Source organism: Lysinibacillus sp. FJAT-14222, assembly GCF_001278875.1.
In the GTDB taxonomy this organism is placed as follows: Bacteria; Bacillota; Bacilli; order Bacillales_A; family Planococcaceae; genus Lysinibacillus; species Lysinibacillus agricola.
Window position 1 is genome coordinate 16545 of record NZ_LIYL01000057.1, and the last position, 17907, is coordinate 34451.

General features: G+C 34.0%; 21 protein-coding genes and 1 pseudogene. 13 read left to right on the forward strand and 9 right to left on the reverse strand.

The genetic code is table 11. From position 1 onward, the window contains the following. Positions 1–103: 103 nt before the first annotated feature. Together modB and modA are read right to left on the reverse strand one after the other, a co-directional pair. Positions 104–760 carry a molybdate ABC transporter permease subunit gene (modB, locus tag AN161_RS23315; RefSeq protein WP_053596706.1) on the reverse strand — a complete coding sequence of 219 codons (657 nt, stop codon included), beginning with the start codon at positions 758–760 and terminating at the stop codon, positions 104–106. 3 nt (positions 761–763) lie between these two features. After that, positions 764–1552 (reverse strand): molybdate ABC transporter substrate-binding protein, encoded by a 789-nt coding sequence (gene modA / locus AN161_RS23320; RefSeq protein WP_053596707.1) that lies wholly within the window; start codon positions 1550–1552, stop codon positions 764–766. 165 nt (positions 1553–1717) lie between these two features. On the opposite strand from modA, the gene AN161_RS23325 reads away from it, so the two are divergent. The 4 genes from AN161_RS23325 (at position 1718) to AN161_RS23340 (ending at position 4930) form a co-directional block, all read left to right on the forward strand. After that, entirely contained in the window at positions 1718–2641 is a 924-nt protein-coding gene (locus AN161_RS23325) for a helix-turn-helix transcriptional regulator (RefSeq protein WP_053596708.1), read from the forward strand. 526 nt (positions 2642–3167) lie between these two features. Continuing rightward, entirely contained in the window at positions 3168–3368 is a 201-nt protein-coding gene (locus tag AN161_RS23330) for a cold-shock protein (RefSeq protein WP_053596709.1), read from the forward strand. A 501-nt stretch (positions 3369–3869) separates the two neighbouring features. Then, on the forward strand, positions 3870–4322 hold the full coding sequence (locus tag AN161_RS23335; RefSeq protein ID WP_053596710.1) for a VOC family protein: 453 nt from the start codon (positions 3870–3872) through the stop codon (positions 4320–4322). Positions 4323–4594: 272 nt separating this feature from the next. Continuing rightward, positions 4595–4930, forward strand: coding sequence for a hypothetical protein (locus tag AN161_RS23340; protein WP_053596711.1), 336 nt, complete (start codon positions 4595–4597; stop codon positions 4928–4930). A gap of 508 nt (positions 4931–5438) precedes the next feature. Here AN161_RS23340 and AN161_RS23345 read toward each other — a convergent pair. Together AN161_RS23345 and AN161_RS23350 are read right to left on the reverse strand one after the other, a co-directional pair. Then, complete coding sequence (locus AN161_RS23345; protein WP_075807333.1) at positions 5439–6815, reverse strand: MATE family efflux transporter; 1377 nt, start codon at positions 6813–6815, stop codon at positions 5439–5441. Between the two features lie 19 nt (positions 6816–6834). After that, a complete protein-coding gene (locus AN161_RS23350; protein WP_053596713.1) occupies positions 6835–7314 on the reverse strand; it encodes a DUF6530 family protein in 480 nt (159 codons plus the stop codon). A gap of 390 nt (positions 7315–7704) precedes the next feature. Here AN161_RS23350 and AN161_RS23355 point away from each other — a divergent pair, with 390 nt between their 5' ends. The 3 genes from AN161_RS23355 (at position 7705) to AN161_RS23365 (ending at position 9499) form a co-directional block, all read left to right on the forward strand. Then, the gene (locus AN161_RS23355) at positions 7705–8082 is read left to right on the forward strand and encodes a hypothetical protein (protein WP_053596714.1); all 378 of its coding nucleotides are present in this window, start codon (positions 7705–7707) and stop codon (positions 8080–8082) included. A 46-nt stretch (positions 8083–8128) separates the two neighbouring features. Beyond that, positions 8129–8671: a TlpA disulfide reductase family protein gene (locus AN161_RS23360; protein WP_053596715.1), complete on the forward strand. Its 543-nt coding sequence runs from the start codon at positions 8129–8131 to the stop codon at positions 8669–8671. 102 nt (positions 8672–8773) lie between these two features. Next, entirely contained in the window at positions 8774–9499 is a 726-nt protein-coding gene (locus AN161_RS23365; protein ID WP_053596716.1) for a metallophosphoesterase family protein, read from the forward strand. Between the two features lie 66 nt (positions 9500–9565). Here AN161_RS23365 and AN161_RS23370 read toward each other — a convergent pair whose 3' ends face one another. Then, a complete protein-coding gene (locus AN161_RS23370) occupies positions 9566–9868 on the reverse strand; it encodes a hypothetical protein (protein ID WP_053596717.1) in 303 nt (100 codons plus the stop codon). A 277-nt stretch (positions 9869–10145) separates the two neighbouring features. Continuing rightward, on the reverse strand, positions 10146–11150 hold the full coding sequence (locus AN161_RS23375; RefSeq protein ID WP_053596718.1) for a nucleoid-associated protein: 1005 nt from the start codon (positions 11148–11150) through the stop codon (positions 10146–10148). A 371-nt stretch (positions 11151–11521) separates the two neighbouring features. Here AN161_RS23375 and AN161_RS23380 point away from each other — a divergent pair. The 6 genes and pseudogenes from AN161_RS23380 (at position 11522) to AN161_RS23400 (ending at position 15246) form a co-directional block, all read left to right on the forward strand. Continuing rightward, positions 11522–11978: pseudogene (locus AN161_RS23380) on the forward strand (SAM-dependent methyltransferase). A gap of 59 nt (positions 11979–12037) precedes the next feature. Further along, positions 12038–12592 carry a GNAT family N-acetyltransferase gene (locus AN161_RS23385; protein WP_053596719.1) on the forward strand — a complete coding sequence of 185 codons (555 nt, stop codon included), beginning with the start codon at positions 12038–12040 and terminating at the stop codon, positions 12590–12592. A 300-nt stretch (positions 12593–12892) separates the two neighbouring features. Beyond that, positions 12893–13285, forward strand: a complete 393-nt coding sequence (locus AN161_RS23390; protein ID WP_075807334.1) for a YugN family protein — start codon at positions 12893–12895, stop codon at positions 13283–13285. A 176-nt stretch (positions 13286–13461) separates the two neighbouring features. After that, the gene (locus AN161_RS30250; RefSeq protein WP_198926934.1) at positions 13462–13623 is read left to right on the forward strand and encodes a hypothetical protein; all 162 of its coding nucleotides are present in this window, start codon (positions 13462–13464) and stop codon (positions 13621–13623) included. 97 nt (positions 13624–13720) lie between these two features. Further along, a complete protein-coding gene (locus AN161_RS23395; RefSeq protein ID WP_053596720.1) occupies positions 13721–14782 on the forward strand; it encodes a sorbosone dehydrogenase family protein in 1062 nt (353 codons plus the stop codon). Between the two features lie 41 nt (positions 14783–14823). Beyond that, entirely contained in the window at positions 14824–15246 is a 423-nt protein-coding gene (locus AN161_RS23400) for a universal stress protein (protein ID WP_053596721.1), read from the forward strand. A gap of 71 nt (positions 15247–15317) precedes the next feature. Here the strand turns inward: AN161_RS23400 and AN161_RS23405 are convergent, their stop codons facing one another. The 3 genes from AN161_RS23405 to qoxC all read right to left on the reverse strand — a co-directional run bounded on the left by AN161_RS23405 (position 15318) and on the right by qoxC (position 17907). Then, a complete protein-coding gene (locus AN161_RS23405; RefSeq protein ID WP_053596722.1) occupies positions 15318–16178 on the reverse strand; it encodes a DUF6612 family protein in 861 nt (286 codons plus the stop codon). An 845-nt stretch (positions 16179–17023) separates the two neighbouring features. Next, the gene (qoxD, locus tag AN161_RS23410) at positions 17024–17308 is read right to left on the reverse strand and encodes a cytochrome aa3 quinol oxidase subunit IV (protein ID WP_053596723.1); all 285 of its coding nucleotides are present in this window, start codon (positions 17306–17308) and stop codon (positions 17024–17026) included. Continuing rightward, complete coding sequence (gene qoxC, locus AN161_RS23415) at positions 17308–17907, reverse strand: cytochrome aa3 quinol oxidase subunit III (protein ID WP_053596724.1); 600 nt, start codon at positions 17905–17907, stop codon at positions 17308–17310. Before qoxC ends, qoxD begins: the two co-directional genes overlap by 1 nt.

A 17907-nucleotide genomic window follows, 5' to 3' on the forward strand; every position in this document is an offset into this window, starting at 1 on the left:
CAGTTTAGTTTGTATCGACTACATCTTTTACTTTATTTATCCCGCATTTACGGGCAGTTAAACTAATAATCAATGGGGAATGAAGAAAACCCTACTGATTATTTTATACTTTCATTAAATGAATGCACAGAAGCATAAGGAAGGAAATACCTATCATACAAATCACCCATGACCAAGCGAGTGACATGTTACCTGAACCAATCGCCATATAAATAGCAAGTGGCGTAGTTTGCGTTTTGCCCGGAAGGTTTCCGGCAAACATTAAGGTCGCACCAAATTCACCTAATGCTCGTGTGAAACTTAAAATTCCACCTGACACAATGGCCTTCAATGCAAGTGGAATAGAAATAAAGAAAAAGACTTGCCATTCGTTTGCACCATCAACACGTGCAGCGTTCTCGATGTCCTCATCAACAGATTCAAAGCCAGTTTTTGCCGATTGATACATTAAAGGAAATGCAACAACAGTAGAGGCAATAACTGCTGCCCACCATGTGAACATAACAGGTTGGTTAAAAAGCCATGAAATCAAGTTACCTAACACACTGTTTTTGCCAAAAATAATAATTAGAAGGAAGCCTACTACAGTAGGAGGCAATACCAATGGTAAAAGTAGTACTGTTTCAAGAAATAATTTTCCTTTGAAATTGCGTTTCGCCATCCATTTACCGAATAGAATACCTGCTACTATCACAATTATTCCTGCCACAAGTGCAATTTCAATCGAAAGTTTAAGAGGTGACCAGAAATCAGTACTCATCTATTAATGAGCTCCTTGAAAACCATAATTTTTAAATACTTTCATCGCTTTATCACTTTGTAAATAGTTATAAAAATCTTCTGCTTCTTTTGCATGCTTACTATCTTTAATAACACCTACAGGATAAATAATGGGTGTATGTGTATCACCTTTTGCTGTAGCAACGACATTGACTTTTTCTGATACAAGGGCATCTGTTTTATAAACCAAACCTGCATCAACATTTTCAGTTTCTGTATAAGTAAGAACTTGTCGTACGTCTTTTGTATACACTACTTTTGATTCTACATTTTCCCAAAGGTTCATGTTTTTCAATGTTTCTATACCGTACTTCCCAGCAGGAACCGTTTCAGGTGTACCAACGGCAATCTTATCAGCTTTCGTTAAGTCTTCAAATGATTGCATATGTTTTTCATTTTTCTTAGGAACGATTAATACTAATTCGTTAGCTAAAAGGTCCGTTCCTTGTTTTTTGTCGATTACCCCTTTTTGTATAAGCTCGTCAAACTTATCTTCTGCTGCTGAAAAGAAAAGATCAACAGGAGCACCTTCTAAAATTTGTTGTTGTAAAGCACCAGAGCCACCAAAGTTAAATGTAATTTTAATATTATCGTGTTCATTTTCATACGCTTTTTGAAGCTCTTCTAATGAATCTTGTAAACTAGCTGCTGCAGAAATCGTTAATTCAACTGGTTCATTTGTTGTTTTGTTGTTGCTTCCTTGGCTACCACAACCTGCTAAAATGCCGACTAGTAGTAACAATGAAGCTAATAAACTATAATACTTTTTCACTTTGATTATACTCCTCTTTATAACTCGTTATAACAAGACATAACTAATTATAATGAGTTATGTCTAAAAAAGAAATACCAATTTGCTAGAAACGTTCAAGATGTTAAAAATATCATAATTACGTTACTATAGTAATCAAGTGAAGCATAGGGGGAGATTTTTTACATGTCACATGAACATTCCTATACGATTGAAGAGGTTGCTCAATTATTAAAAGTTTCGAAATTAACGATTTATGATTTGGTGAAAAAGGGAGATTTACCTGTTTTTCGTGTAGGTCGACAAATGCGTGTGGATAGAACCGATTTACAATTATATATACAAAAGAGCAAGACTGGAGCAACTCCTACTTCGTCTACTGCATCGACTACTCTTACGACAAAAAACAAAAAAATTATTATAAGTGGGCAAGATTTAGTATTGGACTTATTAGGAAAATATATAGAGAAAAAACATTCAAAGAAAGTATTACGCTCACATGAAGGTAGCTTTAATGGTGTTATGGCGATGTATAATGGAGAATGTGATATTGCTAGTTTACATTTGTACGACGGTGATACAGGGGACTATAATACGCCGTATTTGAAAAAGATTTTTGTGAGTCACTCTTATATTCTCATCAATCTGATTTCTCGCCGAGCAGGCTTTTATGTTCAAAAAGGAAATCCATTGCAAATTCAATCATTTGATGATTTTAAGAGCAAACCACTAAAATTGATGAACCGTGAAAAAGGTTCAGGTGCTCGTACTTTATTAGATGAACAATTACGCATTTACCACATATCTCCATCCTCTATCGAAGGGTATAACGAAGAAGAAATGAGCCATTTAGATGTAGCTTCTGCTGTGGCAAATGGGCATGCAGATATTGGAATAGGCATTGAAAAAATATCTAAACTCATAGAGGTTGATTTTATACCACTTATTAGAGAACGTTATGATCTTGTCCTATTAAAAACACCTGAAAACCAACAACTGATTGAATCGGTGAAAGAGATTTTAAATTCACCAGATTTCCAATCAGAGGTAGTCGCACTAGGAGATTATGACGTTACTCAAATTGGACAAATTATATATGAAACACTTTAACTTCTTGCAGCAGTTATTTTCTGTAGCGAAAGTGAAACGGCCATTCACGACAATACAGGTTGTAGAGGATTTATAGGCAACTGCAATGTACCTTGCAGAAAAGTATTTTAGTACCAAAAGCTTATCAAGACGGCTACTTTACTACGTATTTTAAGACAAACTTGAAAAAAAGTTTATGATTTGATCACTAAATCGGCGGATTAAGAAAAGTGTAAATGGACATAAGGTAAACATGAAAGAAAGCTGGTTTTGCTGTACTAACTGGGCGATTATTCAATTAGAGTAATCGCCTCTTATGCTAATGGAGCAGGTTAGTGAAAGACTGAATTTTTTTAATTTTACTTTTGCACTAGACAAATACGATTTTTTATCATATAGTAAGTATAATAAAATCGTTTGCAAGGGAACAATAAATTCACATATTACAAAGAGTAATCGTGTTTTGTTTGATGCTTTTTGTAATATGTGAATTTTTTTCTTTGAAGAACTATGATTTTATTTAATACAATTAATGGAGGTCATTTAAATGACACAAGGTACAGTAAAATGGTTTAACGCAGAAAAAGGTTTCGGTTTCATCGAAGTAGAAGGCGGAAATGACGTATTCGCTCACTTCTCAGCTATTCAAGGTGAAGGTTTCAAATCACTTGAAGAAGGTCAAAAAGTTGAATTCTCAGTAGAAGAAGGCCAACGCGGACCTCAAGCTACAAACATCGTAAAACTTTAATTTTAATGATGTAACCATAAAAAAAAGGCATCCTTTCATTAGGATGCCTTTTTTTATGTGAAAAAGGAAGTGTGTGGTATGGAAAAATAGAGAGCTGCAATCAGCGGATTAATTGGCACAACTATTAACGATCACCTATCTGGATGAGAATAATGGTAAAAAACATTATCAAAAACAAATTACGAAATATGAGTATGAGCGTTCGTATACAAAGATAAAATAAATTTAAAAGATAGCGAAATGTTTTATAAAGACCAAGATTTCATGATGTATGAAACTCTGATTGATGATTTCGATATATTATTTTATTGAAACAGTAAGTAAATGAAACGATGACAGATGAAGGGATGATAAAATAATTCATTCATTCATATAAAGAATAAGCCTAGTTACTCAATGTATTTTGAAATTTATTATTAATAGTTCAGACGTATGATTGATGTAAATGTGTGTGTTTTTTTATATTATTTCATAAATACATATGAAAAGGAGAATGTTTAAATGATTAAAGGATTATATGAAGCCCATTTACCTGTCAGTAATTTAGAAAACTCTGTTGAATTTTATAAAAAGCTAGGGTTAAAACTTGCATCTAAAAAAGGAAAAGTGGCTTTCTTCTGGATCGTTAAAGGAGAAAGTTGGTTAGGTTTATGGGAAAACGATACTGTTCAATTAAAGTACCATCCTTCTATCCGACATTTAGCTTTTAAAATTGATGAAGAAGATTTTGAACATGCGAAAGAATGGTTGAACTCCATTGGAATCGAAATTCGAACAGAATTTGGCCTTACTGCCGAACATCAACCTCTAGTACTATCAAACCATCCTCATGCGCATGCTGCACTCTATTTTTCAGACCCAGATGGTAATTCATTAGAATTAATTACACCATTGAGATTAGATGATGTTGAGGATTTTAATGAGATGTCCCTTGAAGAGTGGAGAAAACGTTAATTGATTACAGCAATCCTCCCAACACCTGAGAGGACGAAGTATTAAGGATGCCAACACTTAAAAAACACAAGTAGAGGAATTACTTTTAAACCATATAAACAATTGACAGGTACTCATTAAATAGTGCCTGTTTTTTTATGCGATTAACATAGCCACTCAAATGGAAAATTAAATCCAAAAATAAAATGGTTAATATCATTAAAATTGGAACTTAAATTTAATTTAAACGTATACAGAGTAAGGAACATAAAATTTAAAGGGGAGGGGTTTATATGAGTAGTAAAAATATAATTATTATGATAGTAGCACTTATTGTAGAAGTTGTTATTACGTATTTTATTGCTTCATTTTTCTCGGTAAGATTTATCGAAGTAATGTTTTTCACTGGTATAGCTTTTGCTGGGGGAACGTTTTACTTTTCAAGTAGTGGTGGAGCAATGACTAGGCTCTTTGCTTCTCAAGCTAGTGGGCGAACAGGCATTATTCAGAAAAGAGAACAGTTTACTTATAAAATAGGTCCGATATTTACTGCTTCCGTTATATTCTTTTTAATTGGATTAGTATTCTTTCTCCTACTTATTTCGGGAATAATTCCGCCGCAAAACTAATTTATTGTTAAATCAGGTGTATTTATTAACCATTTTTATCCATCGTAATTAATTAGAAGGCTCTGATTTCCGCTACGGGCTACTCGCCTTCCTGCGGGCGAGCGTCGAGCCGCTTCCTCCGCTACGTTGCCGCTGACACTGCGTTTTCGCGCAGATAAAACAGTAGCCCTACGCTACAATCAGTTAAAATGGACATACATTAGCAAAATAGCAACAAAAAAATCTTTTTATCACTCAATAATAAACCTATATTTTCCTAATCAACACGCTTGTTGTTAAATAGTTCTTAATCAAAAAACAGGATTGTTAGTTGAATAAACCATAAAAGTACCACTCTATGTGATGGCTAGTCTTAATTGTTTCGAAAAAACGTATATTCGGATATAAGGCATACAAAGGGGGTCATCCTAAGAGTGGGGGTATTGTGCGGAGATAAAAAAACCACCTAAATAAAAATGGCTGTAGACAAAGTTGCATTTGACTTTGTCTACAGGCTCTATAATAATGATTAATCGCTTAGCATTGCTTTTAATGTTCGTTTTTGCCAGCCTAGCTTGAAGTATGCGTACTGTAACACAAAATGTACGCAGAAGGTAATAGGATAAGCTATCCAAACACCATTTAACTCGAATGTAGTGTAGTGCGATAAAATAAACGCCAATGGCACCTCGACTACCCAAATTGCAATGACTAGGAAAATCGTAGGCCATAAGACAACACCTGTAGCTCGCATTGTAGCCGAAACGGTTTGTGTATGGCCAAAAATTAAATAGCTCCAAAATGCGATATATAAATAATTCTTTGCGATAAGTACCGTATCCTGTTTATCAATAAAGAAAGATAAAATAGGCTCCGCAAATAAATACATAATTAAAATAATAGCGCCGCCTAAAATATAGTTAATAAGCACACCTAATTGACGTATTTTTTTAATCATTTCCGTAGAGTTAGCCCCTAAAGCCTGCGCAACAAATACAGATGTTGCAATAGCAATACTCATTGCTGGCACCTGTGCATAGCTAGCCACCTGATTGACAACACCGTAAGCGGCAGTAGCATATGAGCCGTAGACGTTAACGAAGCCAATTACAGCAATTTCCGCTACAGAGATCGCAACCATACTAATGCTCGATGGAATGGCTAACTTTAATAATGAAGCTAAAATATCCTTCTTTAATTTAAAATGCTGCAAAATCGATTTGTCTAAGCGCAGAATATGCTTTGTTTTATGCAGGTAAGCAAGTAATAGTAACATCGTCACCAGATTGGATAAAACAGAGGCGTAGGCAGCGCCGTTTAAGCCAAACTCAGGCAGACCAAACCAGCCAAAAACTAATGGTGGTAGGAATGCGATATTTAAAATAACGCTTATGACTAAAAATAAAAATGGCGTTTTAGAATCACCGACACCACGCATAAAGGTTGTGTACACCATATACCAAAACATAATCGGTAGCGTGAAAAATAAAATTTGTGCATAGCTAATACTCATATCTAAAATATTTGCGGGTGTTTGCATAAAGCGTAAAATCCACTCAATGAAAAAGCCACCAAAAATCGCGACAATAATCGATAAAATCGTCGTGAAGGCTAGGGTTACCCCTACAACCTCCTTCATCTTCTCATGATTACCAGCCCCATAGGTTTGCCCTACTAAAATCGAGCTACCTGAGCCAATCCCAATAGCAAATGCCATTAAAAAGAAGAAGAACGGAAAGAATGCTGAAATTGCCGCTAGCGCATCGACTCCTAAATTGCGCCCAACTATAAACATGCCAAAGACTTGCCCAAGTGATTGCAGCACATTCGCTAGCATAACAGGGATTAAAAAGTTAAAAAAAGCTTTTTGCAGTTTTTTATCATCATGTAAAATTTGTTGGTCCATTTTTATGCCCTCTTGGGTTTTAATAACCCATCTCTTTTAAAATATGTGATAACGTGCGTAGGCGTTCGCCAATTAGTTCACCATCCGCGCTTAATGCTTGATTAAAGAGCTTAATGTCCTCTTTAATTTGTTCATTTTCCGTACATACTTCCACTGTCATTGCATCTCCCTGCAAGCCAACACGTTTAATAACAGGGTTTTTTTCATCATATAAATGATCGTAGCGATAAGCTTCCTTAAAATAAAGCTGAGACTCACATACTAAAATAGCGAGGTCAAGTACGCGATGAAGCGGTAGTTCCTCCGATTGACGTGACCATTTACCACCTGTGTGACGCCACACCTTAGCAGAAATATCAACCTTGCCTCTGTCATTCCATTGAGCTAAGCCAAGTGAAAGCCCCTGTGCATCTGTATGATAAGCAGTACGCCCATCAATATTGGCATAGTTTTCAGCAACAATAACAGGCTTATGCTTTAAATGTGTAGGTATTTTCATCAATTAAAACTCCTTGTTAATTTAAATTTAGTAATTTAGTAAATTACTGCATTAGTAAATATAACATTGGACAAATTCAGAAGTCAATTTTTGTGTGGGAATTTTTTTATCATGGATCACATAAATAAACCGGTTATAAAGGGAAAACATCAAGATAATCTTCGCAACATAAATAGGAGAATCACTACTGATTTGTTCGAAAGAATTTTTTTGCAGGCCAAAAACGTTATCTTGCAAGACTGCAATGATAAAAGGGGATAGCTACTACGATTTATAGAGAGTAGACCGAATTAATTAAATTGGCTAAAATGGTAATTGATTTATATAATGGAAAGTTAATTAAGTAGTATTCTTTGAATGCCGAAAAAACGAATGAAAGAGGGCAATAGAATGAGGATCCAATCTACAAATAATAATTACATAAATACGATTAAAAAAGATGAATTAAATAGACTATCTCCAGATTTATTTTTAGACAAAAATAAACAGGAAAAAGCGAAATATGAAATTATAAGAGAAGATGGTTATATTCGTCATTATGTAACAAAATTAAATGGTGAAAGAGTAATGATTAAAGAAACCAAATTACCAAAGGGACAAGGTACAGATCAAAGCACAGGCGAGATGTCCGACGTGTTGATAGATAACTTATTAAACCAATTTACAAAAACTTTAGATCATCAAACATCTGATGAATTATCGAAAACAGGATTAGCTGGACAGAAAGCTAAAGAAAAATTAATGTTAGCTTATCAAAATTCGATATAGTTACGTTTTAAGGAAAATTAAAAAGGGGTAATTTAGGTGATTATTTATGCAGTTTAAAAAGCGTTTAGGTTTATATATATCAGCTTTGTTAGTCGTATTACTTGTAGGAATTGTTTTCAAAAATGTATTTATAAAAGAAGCAACAGTTAATCCGATAGTAGAAAATGAAGATGGAACAAAACAGCTTGTTTTTGATGCAAAATTAACACGATTAGACGAATCATCAACAACATTTAAAGAATACAATGGAAAAGTCCTAATCGTTAACTTTTGGGCGTCTTGGTGTGGACCTTGTCAAGAAGAGGCTCCTGAATTAAAGGATTTTTATAATAATAAATCTGAAAATGTTGAGCTGTTAGCAATCAATGCAACTTCTAAAGATAGTAGTGAAAATGCCATGAAATTTCAAGAGTCATACAATTTGAATTTCCCTATATTTCTTGATTTAGATGGTACACTTCAAAAATCATTTGAAATATTGGCTTATCCAACAACTTTTATATTTGATTCTAAAGGTATATTAAAGTACACGATAAAAGGATCGATTAATCAAAAAGAATTAAATAAATATATTGAAAAACTCTACTAAAATCTGTATCTATCTCAGGCATTTATGGTCCAGCTAAAGAGGAGTGGGCAATTTTCGGTGTAGAAGCTCCAGAAATATAAAACTAATTAGGGTGAGGATATAGTGAAAATAGCAATTATATCAGATATTCATGGAAATAAAGATGCATTAAAAGCAGTGCTACAGGATATAAAATATAGAAATATCGATAAGGTTTATAATTTAGGTGACACTCTATATGGACCGCTATTCCCGTTAGAAACATTTGAAATGATAAAGAGTATAGATATTAAAAGTGTAAGTGGAAATTGTGATCGGATATTATTACAGTCTTCATCGGAAAATCCAACCGTTCAATATGTATTAGACATGCTCACGGAAGAACATAAAAACTGGTTACTAAACCTGCCATTTTCAATTCAGACAGATGATTTTTACTTTTGCCATGCTTCACCGGAAAATGATGAGCTGTATATGTTGAATGAAATTACTCCAAATGGTGTTACTTTAAAACAGACAGAAGAAATAATGAATTTAGTAAAAGATATTCCTCAACATATTATTTTTTGTGGTCACTCCCATTTACCAACGATTGTTTATTTACCTAATAACAAAATCATTATTAACCCGGGCAGTGTCGGTTTGCCGGCTTATGAAGAAGTCGAACCGTTTTATTATAAGATTGAATCAGGCACACCATTTGCGAACTATACAGTTGTAGAAAAACGGAATGGTGAATGGATTATTGAGCAGTTGAGCATCCCTTATGATACTACGGAAGTTATTAAACGAAGCGAAGATCAAAATAGATCTGATTGGGCCAGAGCATTAACATGTGGAAGAGTTTAAAGTGGAATTTTTTAAGTTAAAGGACTTGTTGATAAATCATAAAAACAAGTCCTTTATTTTATCATCTTAAATACTGTCGTGAGCTTTGTCTTTCACTGTAATTACCTTTAGTAGGTTCTTCTTTTGGATTAATAAAATAACGGAGGCTTGAACCGTCATTGCTACAACAAGCAAAATGAAATGTGAATTGTGGTAGAAATTTAATGAAAGAAAATAAAATATTGGTGCAGACGATAAGTACGAAATATATTGGTTTTTAGTTACTAAATAAATAATAGTTGAAATACAAGTTGTCACCAATAGAAGTTCAAATAAAATCCCGATTGAAGCACTATCAATATAATACTGTAAATCGTTTACATAGGACATATTAAAAAGTTCCCCCTATTTAGATGAAATATTTAACTAAATTGTAACACATTAACAAATTTGATGTATAGGTAATAATAGGGGATATTCGGGTGATAGAAGAGCTAATGAGCTATTTGAAGCTCTGGATATAATAGAATAAATACGTATATTATGATTGCCTACGAAGCGACAGCGACAAAAGCGCCCAGTCGGAACGGAAATCAACCACACGTTATGGTGAGGGGCTAAAAAAAGAGACTTCCACTGATAACTAGGAAAGTCTCTTGAAATTTAATTATAGTTCTTCCTGGAAATAAATCTTATAGAATTTTCGATTTGTAGATTCATCGTATCCTACTTCAATTAGTTCATCCACTTGGTCGATATCCTGTACATTCACCTGGATCTCAATATTAGAATCGAGTTTAATTTTACGTTTATATTTTTTTTCAGCTTTTTCAAGTGCACTCTCAGAAATTACGGTTTCATATGGTTTTACCGAATTTATAATAATATCTTTTTGTGTTGGTTCAGCATTATCAAATACTGTTTCAATATAATTATTTACTTGAAATTCATCTTCATTTCTAAAGTAATCAAGCGTTTTATTTAAAAGACCTAGTTTTTCAGTATTTGTAAAGCTCTCTTCTTTTAAAATATATTTTTTGCATTCAGTTAATGCTAAATTCGTTTTGTAATAATGTTCATCAGCTGCTTTAATCTTTAAAAATCGTTCTTGCCAGTAGACAATATCTTCTTTCCTTTTCGTTTTCATAAAGACAGCAGGTGCCTCATCTGTTCCCATATCTACGATAATGGCCATATTATTAATTTTCTTCACGTTAATTCCATCAATGCCATTGACGACCATTTTGTTGTGGTCATTTTTTACATCTAAAAACATTTCTTTTTCATCAATTTTAACGATGGCGATTATTTTTTTAGCTTCTGTAGCTAGAAAACAATTGTCAAATAATCCAATAAACAATTCGCCACTTTTAATGTTAGGATGTTGAGATACACTATGTAAGTGTTTAGCAATGTTGATTGATTGTTCAAGGAAACTAGTCTCCTGATCAAATATTGCCCTCACATATGTGTACACCTCGTTTAACCCGATGTCTGTTTCATGAAAAAATTCGAATTGCTGCTCCAAATCGATTTTGCTAAACGCTAGCTGTGTAAAAGCTGCCTCTAGCATGACCTCTGGCTGTGATAATGATTCCTCACCTAACACGAGTGTATCGTCAATAAAATGTAAAATATATTGTGATAACTTACTTTCACTTACTTCTAGCATGTTTTCCACCTTCTAAAATTTCATTGTAGATAATATACCATATCATAACCCTCGCAACATTTTCATATATTTTATTTTTACGAATAATAAAATAAAAAAGAACAGTGAATAAATGCATTTAAGAGATTCTTTGGGTCGCTTGCTATAGGAGAGGTAATTATATTGGATTTTCAATTAATTGGTGGATTCCTTTGAAATTGGCTCATCATCAAAAGCTGTGGATGACATTTGTTAAATCAACCACACGTTGTGGTGATGAGCTTTGAAATTGTAGGGTCATTACCGTAAATTGACATTGACGATAGCTGAAGTATACTGGGATTAAACGGAAATGGTGCATGAAGAAATCAACGAAGAGAAGAGGTCTTGAAATGCTCTATAATATTAAACCAACAGCTGTAGTAAGCAATAGTCGAAAAATGATTGAAGACGACAATTGGGGTGGCATCATTTCTACTATTGAATTGACAAAAGATATTCATGAATCGTCTTTAAAGGGGATTCATGATTTTTCCCATTTAGAAATAATTTTTTAATTTGATAAAGTTGCAGATGAAAAGATCCAATAGGAAGCGAGGCATCCAAGAAATAATAAGGACTATCCAGAAGTCGGTATTTTTGCACAAAGAGGTAAAAATAGACCTAATAAAATAGGTGTAACGGTTGTACCTAGAATTAAAGGATAGAACATTAATCGTTAAAGGCCTTGATGCTATTGATGGAACACCAATCATTGATATAAAACCTGTAATGAAAGAGTTGTTACCAAAAGGTGAAATAAAACAGCCGCATTGGGCAACTGATTTAATGAAGAATTATTGGGAGTAGTATATGTACATGAAAGACTGGACAATCTATTAAAATTTAATTGTTAAGGAGTAATCATTATGTTTTTAAATCTACATATTGAAACTGAGAGACTAGTAATTCGTCCATATGCTTTAACTGATTTGGATGAGTTATATGCAGTCGTTTCTGAGCCTAATTTTTATCAATTTATCCCAGAGGATGTGCCAAGCCGTGATGATGTTCAGCGAGTAATAGAGTGGTCCATTCGGTGTAACCAAAAAAATACGCCAACCCAGATATATAAGCTTAATCTAGCCATTTTGGATAAGGAAAGCCAAACGTTAATAGGCTATTGTGGCCTTGGTCCAGATGATGTTAAAGAAACTGAGATTGAAGTATATTATGGTATCTCTGAAGCTTATAGAGGGCAAGGAATAACATCTGAAGCAACAAAAGCCTTAATGAATTATGCATTTTATGAGATTGGTTTACCTAAAATTATCGCTGTTGTTCATCCTGAAAACGTGGCATCTTTACGAATAGTAGATAAACTGGGAATGAACTATGAATATACGTATAACAATCTTAATCCGACACTGAAGGATTTTGAAGGCTTACTTCATTATTCTATAGAAGCTAAAGCATTTCAATGAGGTAAATAAATGTATAGAGCGAACAGATTCTAACTTATTTATTAGTCCCTTTATATTGGTTATGTCTAATTTAATATGGCTCATTACAAAAAGTTAGAGATTACATTTATTAAAGCGTATGCCATGTATATTTTTTACCTAACATCCTAAATTAATGGTCCTCGTTTGTTAATAATTATCGTGTAAGTGCATTGTTGCCATAAGTACACATTGTTTGTATATCTATATTTACATTGTAGGTTTTCAGCTATATTTTTGAAGTTTGTAATTTTAGCGAGTATAAAGAGGACGATAGAAAAAATGGTTGGAAAAGAAATAGGATTTGGTTATCTACGTGATAAGATTGAAAGTCGTGGTTTTACAATCGGAGGAAACTGGGAATATCAAAAAAGGAAGTTTCGATTCGGTGTTATGGAAAGAAGGCAGAGAAACGATTTATTTACGAGTACCCTTATTGTGACAGAAGGGGAATTAGATTTCTATGATGCACAAATACGCGTCCAAAAGCCATTTGTAATCAAGGATGTTACGAATGTTGGATTAGATTATGATGAAGGTTCATTACTTGATGCAACTGGAGCTAGTCAATTTCAGGCACCGCTTGATAAGGATGGTTATATTCATGACAAAAGCAAGTGGGTGAGTTTTGGTGAGCAGGTAGTCCGAAAAAAAGTACTTCCATTTTTTTATTAGTATACATGAGGAATTTGAAGTAGTTTAGATAAATATTTATGTTAAGCCAAAATAATTTATATCTTTTATCCTTAATACAATTGGTACGTTATAATCAAAAACTAAAAATGTAATTGTCAGAAAAAAATACCAAGATTATAATAGTGACAATTAATCCTACTTTAAGAGGTGAGTTAATGGAAAAAGCAGCTAGTGATGATTTTCTTAATTCCTACCAAAAATTGCAGCAGGAACGACTCATCGATCGAAAAGAAGAGTATTTAGAGGTGCTGAAAAAAACAAAGGCAAAAGGTGAAATATTAGGGTTTGAAAGTATAGTGGAAGAGGCGTCTAAATGACGTCTTTTTCTTTTGGAGTTCACAGTTGATGTTTATGTTCGTAACTAATGTGTCTCTGGTGAAATAGTGTTTTTAGTAAAAAGAAAGGGTGAGAAAGTTGAAGAAAGCCATCATTCCAATATTGCTAACAATGCTCCTGTTCGGATGCTCTGCAACTAAGCATAAGCAATCCGAGGATCATGAAAATGCTACAAATTTACCTAGTCCTAAACTTGAAGTCATTGCAGACAATCTACAAACACCATGGTCTATTCAAAAAAGTGGAGATGCCTTTTATTTAACTGAGAGGCCAGGGAACATTGTAAAGATTACAGATAGGGAGGTGGAAAGACAACATGTGGAACTTAGTAAAGAACTTTCTACTGCTTCAGAGGCTGGGTTATTAGGATTTGTTCTTGCTCCAGATTTTCTTGAATCTAAAAGAGCATATGCGTATTATACGTATGTTGACGATACTAATCAATTTAATCGTATCATCACTTTAACGCTACAGGATAACAAATGGAAGGAAGAGCGTTTGCTAATTGATCGTATAAATAGTAGTTCTTATCATCATGGAGGTAGGCTGAAAATAGGTCCAGATGGCAAACTTTATGCAACAATAGGCGATGCGACGCAACCAACTTTAGCACAGGACTTGTCTGTACTAGAAGGGAAAATATTACGCTTAAATTTAGATGGAACTATTCCAAGTGACAACCCCTTTCCAAATTCATATGTGTATAGCTTTGGACATCGTAACCCACAAGGATTGGCGTGGGCGTTAGATGGCAAAATGTACGCGAGTGAGCACGGCAATTCTGCAAATGATGAAATTAATGAAATAGAAAAAGGTCAAAACTACGGTTGGCCAATTATTGAAGGTACCGAGGAACAACAAGGGATGGTCGCTCCACTATTTACATCTGGAAATAATAATACTTGGGCTCCGTCCGGAATAGATTATGACAAAGGAAAATTGTATGTTGCAGCATTAAGAGGAGCGGCAGTTTTAGAATTTAATGTTGAAACGAATGAACAAAGGGAATTAGTATCAGATCTTGGCAGAATTCGAGATATATTCGTAGATGATAAGTTTCTTTATTTTATAAGTAATAATACAGATGGACGGGGAAACCCTCGGACAAATGACGATAAATTGTATCGAATTCCATTGTGATATAATGAAAAAAACGTTGAATCGAAAGGGAGAGGACTATTTTGACTTCAAATTATAAAGAAATTGCAGTAGCAATTGACTTTTCTGAACAGTCATTGAAAGCATTTGAACAAGCAATTGAATTAGCACTACAGCACGATGCAGCTTTAAAGTTAGTTAACGTCATCGATACAAAATCCTTTGGGGCAATTTCAGCCTATGATTTAAAATACGCTGAGGAATTGAAAAAAGAGAACATAATTAAAATAGAAAAGCTAAAAAAGACAGGATTAGAAGCAGGGGTAATTGAAGTTGAAGCTGTAATAGAAACGGGTTCTCCGAAAGGGATTTTAACTCAATTACCTGGTGTTAGCTTAATCGTATGTGGAGCTACAGGTTTGAATCGGATGGAAAAAATGGTACTAGGTTCAGTTGCGGAGAGAATCGTCCGACATGCTAAATGTGACGTTCTAATTGTTCGTTAAAAGGGTCATAAAAAAGGTAAAGAATCTGCGTGCGTGAAAGCAAGCAGATTCTTTTTCATAGTATTATACGATTACTGTTCAATAGTAGTTGCGTTATCGATAATCTCTTGTGGGATATCGATTGTTTTTAGGTTATTGAATTCAGTATATGTTACAACTGTCTTCGTTTTTGATGAAAATTCCTCATCTTCCACTTTTATTTTCAAATCCATGTTCACATCTATTTTATTTGTATCAAAAGTTTCTTTATCAATGTATAGTACGTAGTCCATTTTATTAATCGTTAAATTATCAAGAGGATTTTCTTGAAGGTTAAGATCTTTCATCGATTTTTCCATTTCAGAATCGATTAGCTCTTTAAATTTATCGCCCTTTGCGTCTAAAGTTAAGACATATGCATCATCTGTTTGTTCGAATTTAAAATCACCGACAAACTTTTTAAGTTGTTCTAATTGTTCCTTAGCGTTTGCTGCTGATGAAGTCTCCTTTAAAATCGAATCGAAATCATCGCTTGGTAACTTTAACCATTGGTTGGAAGTTTCGTCTTTTACGAAAATACCTTGATCTTTATTCATGTACATTTCAACTGACGCTTCATTATTTTTATCGCCTTCGTCAAGCATATCTGGCGCTGTTGTTGTCATTGAGAAGTGCATACCCAGTGGGTCGGTAACTACATCCACGTCCATTTTTGTATCGCTGGTAAATGACTCTGCTTTGTCACCTGACCCCATTTTTGCCTCTTGAGTCACTTCCGCTTTTGCACTCGCACTTTTAATGTCTTCCTGGCGTTTCACGGCTTTGTCATACACTTGCTCTAAAGAGAGGTCACTTGTTTTAGTTGTACCTTTCGTTGGGCTAGCGCTACTGTTACAAGCTGCTAGAGTTAGTGCTAGTGCTCCAACACTTAAAACTTTAAAAAATTTGTTCATTACTTTCATCTCCTATTCTTGGTAAAAAAACAATATCTATTAGTATACATTACTATAAAAGGAAAAGTTTCATTATTTATTAAAAAATACTAATTCAATTTTAAAATAATAATAAATGCCCAATTTATACCTTTATTTATAAGCCTTCCCTCACGCTAAGTAACAAGAAAAAGTAGTCCATGAATAATATATGACGATCAATAAATTCGTTGTTAGCTATTGTAAAACATAGCAATGGCGCTGCTATAAAAGGCAATAAGCCATCGCTAGTAGATCAGTTTTTTTGCTATAGTGTTCAAATGGTTTTGTAATGTAGCAAAGAAGTAGCTCAGCTAATAGCTAATCCTTTGCAGCAGCAAACAAAGCTTATGTACTGATTATGAAAAGCGTTTTGTAAATACTTTCTGACAAGACTGGGGTTTTCAAAATAATAGATTGCCAATACAAACTATTAAAGATCAGAGCAGAGATTGTTATGCTTTTATAAGTAGAGAAGGGGATAGAGTTGACGCATTGTACGAGGCGTTAGAAAGACTGGCATTTGTAGAGCTGAGTCTGCTTTGTATTTAATATCGAACTATTCAAGTTGATAATCATTTAATTGAAGAAAAAGTTCAGGCGTGTTGATTAGGAAAAAATAGGTTTATTATTGAGCGATAAAAGGAGTTTTTCTTGTTGCTATTTTGTTAATATATTCCCATTTTAATTGATTGTAGCCAGTAGCTGAAATCAGAGCCTTCTAATTAATTGGGATAGATAAAAATGGTAATAAACACACTTGGAAAAAGTTATTTTACAAAAAGAAAAAGGCCGAGAAAATGATATCGTTTTCTCGGCCTTTTTTATCAGTTATAGCCCCAGATCATTGCGAATAATGTTCCTAGGATTGTAACAACACCTACGAATACTGAATATAAAATCGTTGTATATAACGTTTTCTTGTCTTCAGATTCACCGATGTGCATGAATAATACTAATTGTACAGTTGCTTGTGCAAGAGCAGTCACTAGTAAAATACCAAACGCCATATTATATGACATGTCAAATTTAACAACAGCTAAGGCAATGATTGTTAGTAACAGTGAGAAGCCGAAGCCCATCACATGTTGTTTTGGGAATAATTCCTTCATCAGCTAATCAGTCCTTTCAAGTAGACGAAGCTGAAGATGAAAATCCAAACAACGTCTAGGAAGTGCCAGTACAGTGAGAAGATAAACGCTTTGTTAGCCGTTTGTGGGTTTAAACCACGACTTGCTACTTGGATTAAAATTGCAACGCCCCAGAAGAAACCGAATGTTACGTGGGCACCATGCGTACCAAGTAAAGTCATTAATGCCGATAAGAATGCACTTGTTGTAATTGTTGCACCTTCATCTACATAAGTGACGAATTCATCGATCTCTATACCTAAGAAGCCAAGACCAAATATAAGTGTAATGATGAAGAATGTCATCATCGCCTTTTTATTGCCCAAACGCATAGCATGTATACCAAGACCGATTGTAAAACTACTTGCTAAAAGTAAAAATGTTTCTAATAAAACTGGTGTTAATTCGAAAATCTCAGCGCCAGTTGGACCACTACCAGTACGTGTCTGAAGTGTGAAATACACTGTAAATAATGTAGCAAATAATACAATCTCGGCGCCAAGGAAAATCCAGAAACCGAAAATTTTCAGGCGATTTTCCTCTGTACTATATTCTAATGGAAGTGAAGAATCGATTTTCAT

Coding starts and splice junctions, on each gene's coding strand:
- modB (WP_053596706.1), bottom strand. CDS start 760: ATGAGTACTGATTTCTGGTCACCTCTTAAACTTTCGATTGAAATTGCA.
- AN161_RS23325 (WP_053596708.1), top strand. CDS start 1,718: ATGTCACATGAACATTCCTATACGATTGAAGAGGTTGCTCAATTATTA.
- AN161_RS23330 (WP_053596709.1), top strand. CDS start 3,168: ATGACACAAGGTACAGTAAAATGGTTTAACGCAGAAAAAGGTTTCGGT.
- AN161_RS23335 (WP_053596710.1), top strand. CDS start 3,870: ATGATTAAAGGATTATATGAAGCCCATTTACCTGTCAGTAATTTAGAA.
- AN161_RS23340 (WP_053596711.1), top strand. CDS start 4,595: ATGAGTAGTAAAAATATAATTATTATGATAGTAGCACTTATTGTAGAA.
- AN161_RS23345 (WP_075807333.1), bottom strand. CDS start 6,815: ATGGACCAACAAATTTTACATGATGATAAAAAACTGCAAAAAGCTTTT.
- AN161_RS23350 (WP_053596713.1), bottom strand. CDS start 7,314: ATGAAAATACCTACACATTTAAAGCATAAGCCTGTTATTGTTGCTGAA.
- AN161_RS23355 (WP_053596714.1), top strand. CDS start 7,705: ATGAGGATCCAATCTACAAATAATAATTACATAAATACGATTAAAAAA.
- AN161_RS23360 (WP_053596715.1), top strand. CDS start 8,129: ATGCAGTTTAAAAAGCGTTTAGGTTTATATATATCAGCTTTGTTAGTC.
- AN161_RS23370 (WP_053596717.1), bottom strand. CDS start 9,868: ATGTCCTATGTAAACGATTTACAGTATTATATTGATAGTGCTTCAATC.
- AN161_RS23375 (WP_053596718.1), bottom strand. CDS start 11,150: ATGCTAGAAGTAAGTGAAAGTAAGTTATCACAATATATTTTACATTTT.
- AN161_RS23385 (WP_053596719.1), top strand. CDS start 12,038: ATGTTTTTAAATCTACATATTGAAACTGAGAGACTAGTAATTCGTCCA.
- AN161_RS23390 (WP_075807334.1), top strand. CDS start 12,893: ATGGTTGGAAAAGAAATAGGATTTGGTTATCTACGTGATAAGATTGAA.
- AN161_RS30250 (WP_198926934.1), top strand. CDS start 13,462: ATGGAAAAAGCAGCTAGTGATGATTTTCTTAATTCCTACCAAAAATTG.
- AN161_RS23405 (WP_053596722.1), bottom strand. CDS start 16,178: ATGAACAAATTTTTTAAAGTTTTAAGTGTTGGAGCACTAGCACTAACT.
- qoxD (WP_053596723.1), bottom strand. CDS start 17,308: ATGAAGGAATTATTCCCAAAACAACATGTGATGGGCTTCGGCTTCTCA.
- qoxC (WP_053596724.1), bottom strand. CDS start 17,907: ATGAAAATCGATTCTTCACTTCCATTAGAATATAGTACAGAGGAAAAT.